20 protein-coding genes are annotated in these 14,906 nt (G+C 61.8%); 9 read left to right on the plus strand and 11 right to left on the minus strand.

The window, feature by feature from the left end:
• Positions 1-1,089 precede the first annotated feature (1,089 nt).
• Positions 1,090-1,587 carry an NYN domain-containing protein gene (locus ACODNH_RS15140; RefSeq protein WP_306705565.1) on the plus strand — a complete coding sequence of 166 codons (498 nt, stop codon included), beginning with the start codon at positions 1,090-1,092 and terminating at the stop codon, positions 1,585-1,587.
• Positions 1,588-1,735: 148 nt separating this feature from the next.
• Here ACODNH_RS15140 and ACODNH_RS15145 read toward each other — a convergent pair whose 3' ends face one another.
• Positions 1,736-1,918 (minus strand): hypothetical protein, encoded by a 183-nt coding sequence (locus ACODNH_RS15145; RefSeq protein WP_306705567.1) that lies wholly within the window; start codon positions 1,916-1,918, stop codon positions 1,736-1,738.
• A gap of 591 nt (positions 1,919-2,509) precedes the next feature.
• On the opposite strand from ACODNH_RS15145, the gene ACODNH_RS15150 reads away from it, so the two are divergent.
• Both ACODNH_RS15150 and ACODNH_RS15155 read left to right on the plus strand, forming a co-directional pair.
• Positions 2,510-2,977, plus strand: coding sequence for a PUA domain-containing protein (locus ACODNH_RS15150; protein WP_306705569.1), 468 nt, complete (start codon positions 2,510-2,512; stop codon positions 2,975-2,977).
• Between the two features lie 119 nt (positions 2,978-3,096).
• On the plus strand, positions 3,097-3,582 hold the full coding sequence (locus ACODNH_RS15155) for a hypothetical protein (protein ID WP_306705571.1): 486 nt from the start codon (positions 3,097-3,099) through the stop codon (positions 3,580-3,582).
• Here the strand turns inward: ACODNH_RS15155 and ACODNH_RS15160 are convergent, their stop codons facing one another.
• Complete coding sequence (locus tag ACODNH_RS15160; protein WP_306705573.1) at positions 3,583-4,533, minus strand: AEC family transporter; 951 nt, start codon at positions 4,531-4,533, stop codon at positions 3,583-3,585.
• A 146-nt stretch (positions 4,534-4,679) separates the two neighbouring features.
• Here ACODNH_RS15160 and ACODNH_RS15165 point away from each other — a divergent pair, with 146 nt between their 5' ends.
• The 4 genes from ACODNH_RS15165 to ACODNH_RS15180 all read left to right on the plus strand — a co-directional run bounded on the left by ACODNH_RS15165 (position 4,680) and on the right by ACODNH_RS15180 (position 6,462).
• Positions 4,680-5,069 (plus strand): nascent polypeptide-associated complex protein, encoded by a 390-nt coding sequence (locus tag ACODNH_RS15165; RefSeq protein ID WP_306705576.1) that lies wholly within the window; start codon positions 4,680-4,682, stop codon positions 5,067-5,069.
• Position 5,070: 1 nt separating this feature from the next.
• Positions 5,071-5,793: a methyltransferase domain-containing protein gene (locus ACODNH_RS15170; protein WP_306705578.1), complete on the plus strand. Its 723-nt coding sequence runs from the start codon at positions 5,071-5,073 to the stop codon at positions 5,791-5,793.
• A 76-nt stretch (positions 5,794-5,869) separates the two neighbouring features.
• Positions 5,870-6,079, plus strand: a complete 210-nt coding sequence (locus ACODNH_RS15175; RefSeq protein WP_306705579.1) for a hypothetical protein — start codon at positions 5,870-5,872, stop codon at positions 6,077-6,079.
• A gap of 2 nt (positions 6,080-6,081) precedes the next feature.
• The gene (locus tag ACODNH_RS15180; protein WP_306705581.1) at positions 6,082-6,462 is read left to right on the plus strand and encodes a hypothetical protein; all 381 of its coding nucleotides are present in this window, start codon (positions 6,082-6,084) and stop codon (positions 6,460-6,462) included.
• On the opposite strand, the gene ACODNH_RS15185 is transcribed toward ACODNH_RS15180, so the two are convergent.
• From ACODNH_RS15185 to ACODNH_RS15195, 3 genes are all read right to left on the minus strand, one after another.
• Positions 6,443-7,054 (minus strand): hypothetical protein, encoded by a 612-nt coding sequence (locus ACODNH_RS15185; protein WP_306705584.1) that lies wholly within the window; start codon positions 7,052-7,054, stop codon positions 6,443-6,445. The genes ACODNH_RS15180 and ACODNH_RS15185 overlap by 20 nt on opposite strands.
• Before the next feature lie 9 nt (positions 7,055-7,063).
• Entirely contained in the window at positions 7,064-7,390 is a 327-nt protein-coding gene (locus ACODNH_RS15190; RefSeq protein WP_005535365.1) for a transcription factor S, read from the minus strand.
• 116 nt (positions 7,391-7,506) lie between these two features.
• On the minus strand, positions 7,507-8,601 hold the full coding sequence (locus tag ACODNH_RS15195; RefSeq protein ID WP_306705586.1) for a DUF7139 domain-containing protein: 1,095 nt from the start codon (positions 8,599-8,601) through the stop codon (positions 7,507-7,509).
• A gap of 133 nt (positions 8,602-8,734) precedes the next feature.
• Between ACODNH_RS15195 and ACODNH_RS15200 the strand changes: the two genes are divergently transcribed.
• Entirely contained in the window at positions 8,735-9,022 is a 288-nt protein-coding gene (locus ACODNH_RS15200) for a DUF5789 family protein (protein WP_306705587.1), read from the plus strand.
• A 160-nt stretch (positions 9,023-9,182) separates the two neighbouring features.
• Positions 9,183-9,383, plus strand: a complete 201-nt coding sequence (locus tag ACODNH_RS15205; RefSeq protein WP_306705589.1) for a hypothetical protein — start codon at positions 9,183-9,185, stop codon at positions 9,381-9,383.
• 98 nt (positions 9,384-9,481) lie between these two features.
• Here the strand turns inward: ACODNH_RS15205 and ACODNH_RS15210 are convergent, their stop codons facing one another.
• The 6 genes from ACODNH_RS15210 to ACODNH_RS15235 all read right to left on the minus strand — a co-directional run bounded on the left by ACODNH_RS15210 (position 9,482) and on the right by ACODNH_RS15235 (position 14,796).
• Complete coding sequence (locus ACODNH_RS15210; protein WP_005535361.1) at positions 9,482-9,646, minus strand: hypothetical protein; 165 nt, start codon at positions 9,644-9,646, stop codon at positions 9,482-9,484.
• A gap of 89 nt (positions 9,647-9,735) precedes the next feature.
• Entirely contained in the window at positions 9,736-9,900 is a 165-nt protein-coding gene (locus tag ACODNH_RS15215) for a hypothetical protein (RefSeq protein WP_306705592.1), read from the minus strand.
• 75 nt (positions 9,901-9,975) lie between these two features.
• On the minus strand, positions 9,976-10,746 hold the full coding sequence (locus tag ACODNH_RS15220; protein ID WP_306705594.1) for a creatininase family protein: 771 nt from the start codon (positions 10,744-10,746) through the stop codon (positions 9,976-9,978).
• A gap of 81 nt (positions 10,747-10,827) precedes the next feature.
• Entirely contained in the window at positions 10,828-12,525 is a 1,698-nt protein-coding gene (locus ACODNH_RS15225) for a glycoside hydrolase family 13 protein (RefSeq protein ID WP_306705596.1), read from the minus strand.
• A gap of 98 nt (positions 12,526-12,623) precedes the next feature.
• Positions 12,624-13,706, minus strand: coding sequence for a M24 family metallopeptidase (locus tag ACODNH_RS15230; RefSeq protein WP_434530510.1), 1,083 nt, complete (start codon positions 13,704-13,706; stop codon positions 12,624-12,626).
• Positions 13,707-13,836: 130 nt separating this feature from the next.
• Positions 13,837-14,796: a nucleoside hydrolase gene (locus tag ACODNH_RS15235; RefSeq protein ID WP_434530511.1), complete on the minus strand. Its 960-nt coding sequence runs from the start codon at positions 14,794-14,796 to the stop codon at positions 13,837-13,839.
• Positions 14,797-14,906: the final 110 nt, after the last annotated feature.

A 14,906-nucleotide genomic window follows, 5' to 3' on the forward strand; every position in this document is an offset into this window, starting at 1 on the left:
AACGTCGGTTTGCGCTTTGCGCGGACGACGCCCTCTCCGGGGAGCCACGAAGCGGTTCCGGACTGACGGCGTCGTCGCATGGTCGAGTAACTGCGTGTGACCGACTTAGCTTTTGTGTTCTCACTGTCCCCGTTCACAGTACGCTCGAAGGGCTATCGTTGACGGAGCGACTGCATTTTGTTTATTTGCGTCCTGCCTGAAACAACCGGCCAGCAGACGTGCAAAGAATACAATTGAACCAGTGACGAACGCTAACAAAGACACAACGGATATAAGATATTGCACAGAAGATGGGCTTGCTTACTCGTCTGATGAGTTAGGATACTAAAAAGCACTCCTTATATATTTCAGTAATTGCGTAAAATGGAATCAACATCGAAAAATCGATTCAGTGGCCGCGCTCTCATTATACTTGCAGTAGCATCGTTCATTATATCCGGTCTACTCATTGGTGCTCCCTCGGAGCCGACGAACTCAGCTTTCACCACAGAGACGAATGGATCGCAAGTCTCTCCCGATGCTGAAGTAGTCAGTTACAATAACCTTTCAGCAGCGGGCCAAGACGTGTTCGACCAAACACTCCGTGCTGATGGGGCTGCTACAGTGCATCAGTCACCGCCAGATTTTGACTATCTAGGTGACACGATGGACTATACCTACGTCGAAAAAACGGGAGTATATACACTATAGGCACTGGATCAAATACATGCAGGGTGTGTGCCTTCGTGGAGACAGTTAGTATCGTGACTGGACTCGCGGGGGTCATCCTGTTGCTGTGTGGAGTATATCGCTTGGTGAGCGGGGAGGCTGACGCTACATAGAGATGATGACCGGTAGAGCGTCTTTTGACGGTCTGGTTTCAATTTGGCCGCAGGTTTCGCTCACGACCAATTCTGATCAACGTTAGAGCTTTTATAACCTATGAGTTATAATCACTGCACTGTCCGACTGTCTGGTCTCTATATTGATATATTCTCTCCACGACTAGAATTGCTGAATGTACAACAACTGGTCAGTTGGAGCATAATTACCCCGTGATTTCACGTTTTTATCCCGAAAGCATATTCCGGCCGATAGCCAATACCTGATATGACAGTTTCCCAGCCGGGACAGCGCGTGGCCGTACTGGCCGACGCGCAAAACCTCTATCACACTGCCCGGAGCCTTTACTCGCGGAACATCGACTACGGGGCACTACTGGAAGAGGCCGTTGACGGCCGCGAACTGACCCGTGCTATCGCCTACGTCATCCGAGCTGACTCGCCCGAAGAAGAGTCGTTTTTCGACGCGCTCGTTGATATTGGCTTCGAGACGCGCATCAAGGACATCAAGACGTTCCAGGATGGATCGAAGAAAGCCGACTGGGATGTCGGGATGAGTCTCGACGCGGTCTCCTTGGCGAATCACGTCGATACGGTAGTGCTCTGTACCGGCGACGGGGACTTCGCTCGCGTGTGTCGGTATCTCCGCCACGAGGGCTGTCGTGTCGAAGCGATGGGGTTCGAGGAGTCGTCTTCTGAAGACCTCAAAGCGGCCGTTGACGGGTTTATCGACATGAGCGACGATTCCGACCGGTTCCTGCTGTAGCCGAACCAGTGTGTGGGCGTTCATTCCGCTGCTGTGCCAATTGCTGGTACGACTACGTAACTGAACGCCCCTGCGGTTTCCTGCGGTTCAACGGACTTACAGCTACGGTGTTTGGGTTGCTGTCGAATAAAAAAGGCTCTCTCGGCGGTTAGACCGGGCGACCGTCTTCTGACGTTCCAACGAGGAGGGCTCCGGCAGCCAGCCCCAGTGCAGCCAGCACTCCGGCAGCGGCCGGGATACCGATGTCGATTGCCCCTGTACCAAGGATGAGCACAGTGCTGATCACCAGCAGCACAGCGCCCAGAATTACTTTTCGCGTGTCCGTAGCCATATCACCTGTTTCTAAGAAGTCATCCGGTATAAATTTCCCCAAAACCGACGGAGGAAAGTATGGTACAAGACAGCAATGCTCAATATTTCTCTTGAGGGACACCGCTTCTCCGGCCCGGCGGAGCGGTATTTCGGGCCCACCTGCATAGCTGAAGCAGTACATACATCCCCTCGTAGTGCCCCCGACCAGTTGGGTCACAGAGACGACGTGTTGCCACGTGCTGAAGCGTGTCGGTACACCCTCGCGGCTGCTCGTCACGGAACAGGCGCGAGATAGAGACCCACTGCAGTTCCAGGCATCGTAGTCGGACCTCCGACCACGGATTGGATACAGAGGCACACGCCCCGTACACTCGGGCCGGGGCGACTGACGGAACGAACCAATGGCATTCCGGTTCGAGTCTGTCACCCAGAGGGCCGGACCGTTGATTCGGAACGGACTGGGGGGAGTGGCACTCAACATCGCCACACGATTTGCGTCGGCCGTGGTTCGGGCAGCCACGGTCTGGCACACATTTCGATTCGGATTCTACTGGATAGTGGCACGGACGGAACCGAAAGGCGGTTTATCACCCGGCATCGAACACGGGCAATGAGTGACGATGAGTTCCGCGGGCTCCGGCGTGCAGCCGACTACCAGTTCGGCGGTGGCGGCGGGACAGCGCTGTTCGCAGATCCCGATACCCTTGACGTAACACACACCAGTTCCGGCCGTCCGCGGCAGGTCCATGACACGGATGGCCGCATCGCCACATACGGCGACGATGGGCGCTTTCGACTCGGACTCGCTGGGGGGAACCGGCTCCTTGATTCGTTCGACGGGACGCGACACCGCGTAGTCGTCGGCGACGAGAGCGAGCCGTTCATCCGCGAGGGCCGCAACGCCTTCGCGAAATTCGTGCAGTCCGCCGACAGCGCCCTCCGTCCGGGGGACGAAGCCCTCGTTGTCCATGAGAACGGCTATCTGCTCGCCGTCGGCCGCGCGGAACTGCCCGGCAGCGGTATGGACGACTTCGAGACGGGGATGGCGGTGAAAGTCCGGCAGGGCGCAGAGGACTGAGACGGAGTGGCGTCGTGATCTTCTGGTATGTGCCGACCTCGGGGTTGGCACTCTCCAGACCTGCTCGACACCACCTTGTATGACAGAAAGCATTTGCTACTCCCGTCGGGACGAGCGATATGCGCCGCCGCACGCTCCTCGCCGCGCTCGCGCTCTCTCCAGTCACCGGCTGTGTTGCGCCCGGTGACGACACAGCGACGAACAGCTCAACGCCACCGGCAGCCACAGCGACGCCAACGGAACAGTCGACAGCACCGGTGAGCGAGACACCACAGAACACGCCGACACCGACAGTAACGCCCGCCCCCGACGACCCGATCCTGTTTGTTGTCGACAACGACACGGACAGTGAGCAGACTGTCACACTCACCATCACACGGGACGAAACGACGGTTCTCGATGAGACGGAGACGCTGGCTGCTGGCGAGTCTGCCGAGTATGACCCGATGATCGGTACGACCGGCGAATACACGATTACCGTGGAAGTTGTCGGCGGCCCAAGCCGAACTATTGAACGGACGATTGGTCAGTTCGCGGTTAGCAACGGCTCGAATTACTTTGTCGATATTACCGCCGACGAGATTAGGATATACTGGGAAGAGTAGTCACAGCACCAGTCCGGACTGCAGCAGCCACACCAGCAGCGTGACCGTTACCGCACTTGCGATGGTCGTCAAAAACACCGTTGCGCTGACGAGTTCACCCGGCGACTGGTCTCCTGCCCCGTGGCTGAACGCGCCAACGAGGATAATTGTCGTCACGCCGGTCGGCGTTGCCAGCAGTAGTACGACCACCTGCGCGACCGTCTGGTTCTGGAATCCGACCGCAAGCACCGCGGCGAACGCGAGCACCGGAGCCAGCAGGAGTTTCAATGCGCTGGCGATACCGACGGACCGGAAATCGCTGTCCCCGTCGACGTTCGATAGCTGGATGCCCAGAATGAGCAACATCACTGGAATCGACGCGTTGCCAAGCAGTTCCAGCGTCTGCATCACTGTCGACTCCGTCGGCGGCACCGCGCCGACCCATCGGAGTGCCAGCGCCACGATGACGGCGTAGATGAGTGGCACACCGAACACGCGGCGCATATCCGACAGCGGGCTGCCGCCGCTACCCCGGGCGGCAATGTAGATGCCGACGGTGTAGAGCAACACGCCCTGCAGTGCAGTCACGAGGACAGCCGTACTGCGCCCGGTCGCGCCAAAGGCGAAGTCCGCCAGTGGAATGCCGTAGTTCCCAGTGTTGGGGAAGATCGACACGAGGACGAACGCGCCCAGAAGCGGTTCCGAGTGTCCGGTCAGGCGGCCGACGCCCTCCGCGAGGAGGAGCATCGCGGCGGTGAATAGCACGATGGCGAGGACGACGCTCAGAATTGTGTCGCTGGCCAACGTGGACGTGGTCAGGCTGTGGACGACGAGCGCCGGCGCGAGGACGTACACCGTGATGGTGTTGAGCGCGTCGGGGTCGGTGCCTTTCAGCCGGCCGAGCGCAAAGCCGGCCGCAGCGACGGCGACGACTGGGAGAATCGCTGTGGCGAAGATAGACAGCAGTGACACGGCGGGGATGCACGGGCGAGCCTTAGAATCGTTACGAAGCCGTGGGTGTGTGCCGGTTTCGTCCGGGCAGCAGGCCGCTCTCGCAACGAACGTCGGCCCGAGCCCGGGTCGCTACGCTTTTCTGCCCTGCCCCGCCAGTCCTACGTATGTTTGGCGGAGGCGGCGGGATGAACCCGCGCAAGATGAAGCAGATGATGGAACAGATGGGCATCGACATGGAGGATATCGATGCGCAGGAAGTAATTATCCGCACCCCGGACGAGGAACTCGTCTTCGACGACGCGGAGGTCCAGCTCATGGAAGCGCAGGGCCAGAAAACGTATCAGGTCGTCGGCGATCCCGAGAGCCGCGAACTCGGTTCCGGCGAGGGCTCGGCCGCGGCTGACGACGCCGACGAGAGCAGCAGCGACGACGGCGTCGACGAGGACGACGTCGAACTTGTCGCGATGCGGGCCGGCGTCGACGAAGATACCGCGCGAGAGGCGCTCGAAGCCAACGACGGCGACCTCGCGGACGCGGTCGACGAACTGGAGTAACGTGGCGTACCTCTTCGTCCACGAAGACCGCGAGTACCTGCTGGACCCCGGCGAGCGGTTCGAATCCGACCTCGGCATTCTGGAAGTGCCTGAGGACGTGGAACCGGGCGATGTCGTCGAGACGCATCTGGGCACCGGCTTCACCGTCCGCCGACTGCGTGGTCCGGACCTGTTTACCCACCTCGAACGCACCGGCGCGCCGATGATGCCTCGTGACGTGGGGCTAGTCGTCGGCAAGACCGGCGTGGCAGCGGCAGATCGCGTTCTCGATGCCGGCACCGGGACCGGCATCCTCAGCGCGTACATGGGTCGCATTGGCGCTGACGTGGTTACTTATGAGCAGGACCCGGAGTTCGCCGAGGTAGCGCGACAGAACATGGAAATCGCCGGCGTTGCGGACACTGTCGATGTCCGGACCGGCGACATCACCGATGACCTCGACGACCTTTCGGGCTTTGACGTGCTGACGCTTGACACCGAAGACGCGCCCACTGTCGTCGAGCGAACGCCCACGCTGCTGGACCGCGGCGGGTCGCTGGCAGTGTACTCGCCGTTCGTGGAGAACACGCGCGAGGTCGTCGCGACGGCCACCGAGGTCGGCCTTGACGGCGTTGAGACGCTCGACACCATCCAGCGGGAGATGGACTTCGACGACCGCGGTTCGCGCCCTTCGACCGGCGGCGTTGGCCACACTGGCTATCTGACGTTCGCGCGGCGTCCCTGACAGTGCCTGTCAGTTCTGCCAGACCCCTGTTGTTGGGGTCGGCTTTAAACATGTATGAGTACGTATGGGATACTGCATGAGCGAATCAGAAACGCCGATGGAGACGACAACCTGGCCAGACCTCGCAATCGGGCTCTACGACCGTCTGACTGGACGCAACGCTGAAATAACGTACGACTTCGATGACATGGAAGTCGATGTCCCAAGCAAGGCCGGCGATGACGCCGACCACGCTCGCTGGCGGGTCGATGGCACGCTGACTATCACGACACGCGATAACGACTGACAGTGGTCACCACGGCGAAGGCGGTCGGTGATCTGTTCGACCTGATCGAGCGAAAACCGGACCTCCTCGTCGACGCCGACCTGACCGTCGAGCGGGACGGGGTCGCGTTCACCGTCCGCGGATACGACGATCTCGTCGCTGTCGACCTGCCGTCGTTCGGGGCGGCGCTCGATCTCTGGCGGGATCGGCTGGTCGAGGGACGGGACGCCGCCACGGCGCTGGCTGCTGCCGGACTGACGGCTGAAATCCGCGTTCGCGGAGCGCCCGTCGCCCGCCTCGGTGCGGACGCCGTGCCGAGTTCGCTCGCGAAGCGACTCGGTCTCGGGCCGATCCAACTGTTCCTTGACGGCGCGCTCTTGGCGATTACGCCACGGCGCGAATGAGGGAAAGCAGTTCGGTCCGGTAGTCCGACGGCGTCCGCCGCAGCGGTTCAGGCGGATTTTCCACATTCAAAAGTGTCGCCAGCGACCGGTCGGGATACGCTCCAGCGGCGATCCGGAACCCGTCGCTGTGCCAGACGCCGACCCAGCCGGTAATCGACAGCGTCGCGTCGGTCGCTTCGAGATCGAGTTCGGCGCTGTAGGTCCGGAGCCGCGCCCGGTCGCCGCTGTCCACGCGGACTCGTTCTCTCCGCCCCCGTTCGATGGATTCGAACCCCCTGTCGGCCAGTTCATCGGCGAAAGCCGACTGGGCCTCCGAGCGGACCGTCGGGAGAATCATCGCCGGGCCGATACCCGGCGCAAGCGGCGGGGTAAACGACAGTGCGGTCGCGAAGAAGAACCGCCACTGGTGGTCAAGCCCGATGGCGTCTCGGACAGCCTCACGCGTCTCGGCAGCATCGTACACCTTCGTCGCCCCTTCGACGCGGGCCGTTGGTAATTGAAAGACTGTTTCGACGCTCTCGTCGACGAGCTTCCAGCCACCATCGCGCAACTGGTCGGTCGGCACGTCCGGGTACGCGGGGTCAGTGGGCACGGGCTGGCCTCAGTGGTCGTCCTCTCGCCACTTGTGTTCGCACTCGGTGCAGGTGAAAAAGCGCGTCTCGGATTCGTCGGCCGCGCGGATCTGCTTCATCTCGTAGAAGGCCCGCTCGTTCCCACATTCGGGACAGCGAGCGCCCGTCGTCGGCCCCATGTCTTCGGCATCGACCTCGGAGGTGTCGACGACTTCCGACTCCTCCTGACCCTGCGTGGTGACAGCCATCTCCTGTTCGGTCTCGGCGTTTCGAGCCTTCTCGTAGCCGCAGCTACCGCAGACCCAGCGCTCGTCGTCCGTTTTCATCATCGAACCGCATTCGTCGCAAAACTCCATTGTAGTACCACCGTTTGCTTGCCGACCGTGTTAAACACCCGGTTTCGACCGGGCCGTTCTCTCTCCGTGTTGCCGTGTAGTGCAGAACGAACAGCAAAATCGGCGTGTCGACCGTCTCAGTCGTTGCGAACCCACGCCGAGCAGGCTTCCATGTCGTCCATGACCTCGCCGTGGAACGAACAGTACGGCTCAATGTCGCCGTCCTGCATCACGTATTCGAAGTGCCGGCAGTTCCCGCAGTAGGTGTCCGGTTCGCCCTGATGGACCGCCGTCTCGGTAATCGCGTCGCGTCCCGTTGTCGCCGCCCCGCCGTCGGTCGACGGCGATGCTTCCGGGCCTGCCTCAGCAATCCTTGGGTCGAGTGCGTTCTCAGAGGGGCCGGTCTGGTCCGGTCCACTCGACGCGGTGTTTTGCTGACCGGTGCTCGAACGACTGTTCGCCTGACGGCCTGATCGTCGCTCCGTCGCTGTACCGCTATCTGACTGTGGTGAAGACCGCGTGCTGCGGTCAGACTGCGTGTCTCTCGTCGGTTGCCGACGGCGGCTGTCGGCCGTGCGCGTGTCGCCCGAATGCTGTCCGGTCCCGCCATCGCTGACAGCGCCCTCTGTACCTGCCCCCGGTCGATTCGTCTGCGTCTCAACCGTGCCGTCTGGGTCCTGTCCGAAAAACCCGATGCCGCCCAGCCCCGGGAGCGTTCGTGCTTCCTCAACGAGGCGAATTGTCCCTTCCTCGGTAACTTCCATGCGTGCCGTCCCGCCGGGGTCGTTTCGCGTCTTGAACGTCGCAAGCGACGCGAACAGGCACCAGAACGTCGTTACGATACCAGCGAAATAGACAACGCCGGTAAGCAGTGCCAGCAGCGGGTCGCTGCTGGTCCAGCTGTAGGGGTACAGCGACCGGAACAGGCCGACGCCGGCCGCCGCGACACCCGTTCCGCCGAGCGCGGTCAACCGGATCCGACGACTGGCCGGCAACACCGCGAACACGCCGAGAATAACCGACGGCAGCCCGAGCCCGGCGATGATGCCGGCGACTCGCCTGGCTGCGTAGGCGTCCAGTCCGTATCTGTTTCCGACGGCGGTCGTTGCGAGCGCGATTGCCCCGACGAGTCCGGCAACACCAACGAGAAACAGAGCCGTCCCGACGAGTTGCTGGCGACGCGATGCGACGCGTCCAACCTCCCCTTCGTACACGTCGGTGAGACTAGTCATGCAGTACACTACTGCTACATCAGATAAAACTACCCGTCAGACAGATGCATGACGCGGGCACGCGCGTACGCAGTCCGATAGGTACGCGAGCCGTTCCGAAAGCACTAATCGGACCCACGGGCACTGTCCGAGTATGAGCGACGACGAAAGCGAGGACGCGGAGGAGCCGGCTGTCGAACTCGGTGACGGACCCGACGTTGCCGGTGCGCCGCTGTCCCGCGTCTCGGCCCGGCTCACCTGGGGCATCGAACACAGCACCATCGTCGACCGCGAAGGTGACACGACGATTCGGACGCCCGACGGCCCGCAGGAACTGGCAACGGTGCTTGAGGATGTCGGCGTGCCGTATTTCTCCGACCGCCATGAGTTCGAGAACGCGGTCCGAGACGTCATCGGGACCGGTCCCGTTCCGACTGAGTAAGCTGGGTAGCGGACTTTTGTCTGGCCAAAGATGGCCACACTAGCTGGTCCAGCAGCGGTCCATCCGACGACATTGCCCGTCTGGCACCTGCTGTCTGCGTGGCACTCCGCCATCATGTTTGAACCGCAGGGTTTGATACCGTTTGTTGCGGAGACAGCGTGTGTTCCATAGTGGTGGGCTATCCTGGAAAGAGCGAACCGCATTCGCTATCTGGGGATTCGGGGTAATCATCGTACTCCGAACTCTGTACGATGTATTCAGCGTAGAGGGGCGCGAGTTAGCTATCGTGGCCGTCGTCTTGTTCTTTGGCTCGTTCTACGGCGTGTTCATGCCAGTCTGGCGGCGGCTCTCAGCGACGTGACTCACAAGAAGAGGTGCCTATACGGACACAGCGGCGTCAACGGTCCGACGCAGCACGGTCCGCTACCGTAGCGTCACAACACAACAGCTTGCGACCAATTACCGCATATTTTCGAGCGCGTACACCGTGTCGGAGATAATCCACTCCGTCTCACAGTCGGCGTGCTCAATGCTGAGCGCGTTGAAGGTCTCTCGCCCGTCATCGACCGTTATTTCGAACGCTCGGCTACGAAGCGACTCCGGGTGGGGACTCGGTGGGGACACACATCCTCCTCATAGGGTGGGACCGATAAACGAGTCGATTCGCGGCGAGAGGGCCGTAACGCGCCGATTGGCCGCCGTCTGGCGATTGGTCAGGATTCGGGGCGGTCACTCGCTTCGGCCCTGCCGCGGCGCTTCCCGAACAGGTACGCGGCGACGATGAGTGCGATGGGGATGATGAGGAAGATACCCATCATGATGAGGAGGATAACCAGTTCGACAGCACCGGGCATACCGGGAAACAGGAGGGGGACCATACGTTCCGTACACCCGCCTGTCGCAAAAATCCACCCGCAAAGTGAGCGCCGGAATTCGCTCCTGCTGTGTCCGGCTTAGACGTGTGGCTCCGGCAGCAGGTCATCGAACGCCTGCGCGTCCAGCCACTCACAGAGCCTGACGAGCTGTTCGGTCGCGGCCTCGAACATCTCCGCGCCCTTCTCGGCCGTCGCGTCCGTCTGGTCGCCCAGAACGCCGTTGTCGGTGTTATCAGCGGCGTCATAGAAGGTCCGCGAGCCGTATTTCTTTGTCTCCGCCGCCTCGACGCTTGGAATCCCGCCGTCCCGTGCGTCTTCGAGGCGGTCGTCATGGACCAGTTCGGAGCGCAGGTGTTGAATCATGGCCGTCTCTTTCGGCCCGCCGTGTGGCCCGTTCTGCTCGAACAGGTCATCCACGAGGTCCGGGATGCTCTCGTCCCACATCCACTCGATAGCGTACAGCACTTCGTCGTCCCGGAGCCGGCGGCCGACCTCTCTGAGGTGCTCGATATTCCCGCCGTGAGCGTTCACGTAGATGACCCGGTCGATGCCGTGGTATGCAAGGTTCCGGGTGAACGACTCGACGTAGTCACGAAACACCGGCGCGTCGACCCACATCGTCCCGTTGAACTGCCTGTGATGGGGGCTCACGCCGACGTTGATCGTCGGGGTGCAGAGGTAGCCAGTCCTATCGGCGGCTTCCCGGGCGAACGCTTCCCCAATGAGGTGGTCCGTCGCCAGCGGGAGATGCGGGCCATGCTGTTCGGTCGACCCAAGCGGCACGAGCGCGAGCGACTCCGTCTCGAAATAGTCGCCGAGGTCCGGCCAGGTCTCGTCGGCAAGATACATACCCCGTGCTGGTGACGGGCGAGCCTTCAATCTGTGCCTCGCGACGACCTTTGCAGTGGGATTCAGGAAGAGAGGAAGTTATCAGTCGAATAGCTCGTAGACGCGAGCCTCGTACGGTGCGAGTGTCACCGTTCCCGGGTCCGTGTCGTCGCAGTCGTAGTTGCCCTCGACCAGCGTCGCATCGGCGTACTCGACCGGGAGGTCGACGGTCTCCGTCACGTCGTCGAAGTGCAGGACGACGAGAACCCGCTCGGTTCCTGAGTCCGTCGATAGCGACCGCGTGAAGGCGAAGACGGTTTCGTGGTCGGGGAGCAGGTCGGTGTAGTCCCCGTACACCAGCACGTCTCTGTCGGAGCGTAACTGGATGAGTCGTCGGTAGTAGTTGTAGACGGACTCCCCGTCGGCTTGCTGGTCGGCGGCGTTGATATCTCTGTAGTTCGGATTGACCTGGATCCAGGGGTCACCGTCGGTGAAACCGGCGTTTTTCGAGTCGTCCCACTGCATCGGCGTCCGTGCGTTGTCGCGGGTCCGATAGCCGACGATATCTTTCACGTCATCGTACTCCTCGACGCCCTCTTGATCAAGTAGCTCTCGTGCATGGTTAATAGCGTCCACGTCGCGGAGGTCGTCCATCGTCTCCCAGTCGGCGTTAGTCATCCCGAGTTCCTGGCCCTGATAGATGTATGGCGTGCCACGGAGCGTGAGGATGAACGTTCCAAGTAGCTTCGCCGATTCCCGGCGGTAGTTTTCGGGGTCGCCGTAGCGGGAAACGCTCCGCGGCTGGTCGTGATTCTCCCAGTACAACGTGTTCCAGCCGTCCGCCGCCAACCCGTCCTGCCAGCGGTCGATGATACGCTTCAGTTCCGGCAGGCTCCAGTCGCCGACCGACCACCGCTCGCCGTCAGCGTAATCGAGTTTCGTGTGCTGGAAGTGAAACGCCATATCCAGCGGGCCATCTGTGTCGGCGTACTCGAGAGCCGATTCGACGGTGAGCTGTGGCATCTCCCCGACGGTCATCACGTCATAGTTCGATAGCACTTTCTCGTCCAACGCCGTCAGATACGACAGCATCTCCGGACCGTCGATGAAATGCTCGGCGCCGACCCACTCGCTGTCCGGGTCGCCGTCGGGCAACCCTTCGACTTTCGACAGGAGGTTGATTACATCCATCCGGAAGCCGTCGATACCCTTCTCCAGCCACCACTCGATGGTGTCGAAGATGTCCTGTCGGACGCCGTCGTTGCGCCAGTTCAGGTCCGGTTGCGAGGTGTCATACAGGTGAAGGAAGAACTCGCCGCGCTCCTCGTCGTACTCCCAGGCGGAGCCTCCGAAGAAGGACTCCCAGTTGTTCGGCGGTACGGGGTCGCCGTCCTCGTCTGTCCCGCCTTCACGCCAGATGTAGTAGTCCTCGTACTCCGGGTCGCGCTGGCGGGATTTGCGAAACCACTCGTGCTGGTCTGAGGTGTGATTGACGACGAGGTCCATGACGAGCCGCATGTCCCGGTCGTGGACCTCCTCGACCAGCGTTTCCCAGTCGGCCATTGTCCCGAACTCGTCGTAGATGGCCTGATAATCGCTGATATCGTAGCCATTGTCCTTCTGCGGGGAGTCATACACCGGGTTAAGCCAGATGACATCGATGCCGAGGTTGGCGACGTAATCCAGGCGATCGATGATGCCCTGCAAATCACCGATACCATCGCCATCGCTGTCATTGAAGCTCCGGGGATAGATCTGGTAGACGACTGCTTCCTTCCACCAGGCGCGCTCTGCGGTCATACAGAGAGGTAGCCTGACGCGTCGGTTAAATCCACGGGTTCGTACAACACCCGTTGTAAACTGCTCAACCTTACCGAGTAACGGCGGTCCCAGTACCGCTACAACTCTAGCACCGTGTGTCGCGGGAGTTCGAGGTCGTAGCCGACCGCCGAGACCATCTCGGTCGGCCAGTCGCCGGTCCCGGACAGCAGTTCGATGTCGTCATCAGAGACGAGATACGTGTCCTCACTCTTCGTCCCGTCGATAGTCGGGTTCCAGGCGTACCCGTGTGGCAGCGTGACCTCGCCCTCGTGTCCGGGCGTGGCGATCCACTCGCGGCCGGCGAAGCCCGTTGCGCCGCCTTGGTGATGGTTCTGCCACTCGCCTTCCCAGCCGACCTCGGCGTAGGCGTCCTGAATCGCGTCGAACACGTCGCCCGCTGTGCCGCCACCCCGGCCGGCTGCCTGTGTCGCGGCCAGCGCAGTGGTCTCGACTCGGGCGGCTTTGCGGGTTCGCTCGATGAGCCACTCCGGCGGGTCGAACGCGACCGCCCGGGTGGCGCTGACGTGGAGGCCGTTCCGCTCGACGGTCACCGACACGAGCGCATAGTCCCCGAGTTCAGTGTCAGTCGGAGTGTAATGGCGATAGGATTGCGCTCGCTCGGCGCTACCGACGAGCACGACGGGCGTGGCGATGCCCCGGCCTTCGAGCTTCTGTCGAAGCACCGCGGTCACATCGAGTTCGGTATGTGAGGGCTCGACGTTCCGTGCGACAGCCTCGACTGCTTCAGTCGTGTCTCGCGCGAGGTCACGACATTGCTTGATCTGGGTCTCGGTCAGCGGCTGTCGGAGTTGCGTGGCGTCGACTGATTCGAAGCCGGGGACATCGAAGTCCGCCGCCGCCGGGCCCGGGCTCGCTTCAGCGACGGCTTCGGCCAGCGACTCCACGTGCCAGTCGAACGTCTCCACGGTCACATCGCCGTCCAGTTCCTCGTCACGAAGCCGTGGCGCCTCGATGTTATTGGCGACGACCCGTACCTTGTCCCCGTCGTAGCCCGCGGCAGCGACGCCGATGTCGCCCTCTCGGTCGACGACATTGTCGCCACCTCCCGTGAGCCACGCGAAGGAGTTGGGTCGGGCGAACCAGACGGCTTCGAGCCCTGCTGTCCGGAGGTACTGATCGAGACGGTCTGTAAGCGTCATACCCTGACATCTCGCCGGCCCCCAGTAAAAACCAAGGACAACACGCGGCAACAGGACTGGCGCCACAGTCTCGCACAGCGGCAATTACGACACACCGTTCGCTACTATCGTCTTCGACGCCGCTCCTGACTCACTCGGCGATGCCGCTGTCAGGGTCTCGGGACTGGAGCAGCGAGTACATGACCGACTGGAAGGCGTCGCTGTCGACGGACTCCACGACGTGGGTGTTCGGTTCACCATCGGTCACACCGTTGACGTCGACGCTGGTGTACCCGCGGGTGAGCCCGTCGCGGTCGTCCACCGCGACGTGATACGTCGACACCGCCTCGCGGAGTTCCGGGTACGCCAGCAGCGCGGCGGTGACACTGTCCGGGAGTGCTGTCCATCCGGGGCCGTCGTGGCCCTCGCTGTTGAACGCTCGGGCCTGCCTGGTTACCGACTCGAAGAACGACGCCAGTTCAGTGTCGAACGCCGATACCGCCTCAAACTCGGGCGAGCCGAACACCGCGTCTCGAAGACACACGCCCCAGTCGACGAGTGTTACCTCGAAGGCGTCGAACACGCGTTTGGCAGCGTCGGGGTCGACCCACAGATTGAATTCCGCGGCGGGGGTGATGTTCCCCTCACAGTTGACGTTCCCGCCCATCACCCACACCTCATCGACAAGGTCCGGAAGGTCAGGCTCGCGGGCGTACGCCAGCGCCAGATTGGTCAGCGGGCCGATACAGAGCAGCGTGATTTCACCCGGAGCCGCTCGACAGCGGTCGACAATCTCGTCGGGGCCAAAGCCCGCCGCTGATTCGATGTCCGTTTCGGGGAACAGGTCCCCGCCGAGGCCGTCTTCGCCGTGGATATACTCCGCGTGTTCGAACTCCTTGAGAAGCGGCTGTCTCGCCCCTTCGTAGACGGGCACGTCGAGGGAATCGGCGATATCGAGCGTGTACTTCGCGTTCTCGACCTCCCTGTCGAAGGGCACGTTGCCGGCGACGACCGTGACCGCTTCGACGGTAATTCGATCACTGAGACAGGAAAGAAGAATCGCCTGTGTGTCGTCGCCCGCGGTATCCGTGTCAATAATGACGCGTCGCATACCCGCTCATCGCAGGGCCCATACAAATGTCTCGGGCCGCAACTGTGTGCCACATCGACACTGCGGCACTCAGTAGCGATGAATGAACGACCAAGTGACGCTGTGAACCG

This window comes from Haloarcula sp. NS06 (genome assembly GCF_051122755.1).
Lineage (GTDB): Archaea > Halobacteriota > Halobacteria > Halobacteriales > Haloarculaceae > Haloarcula.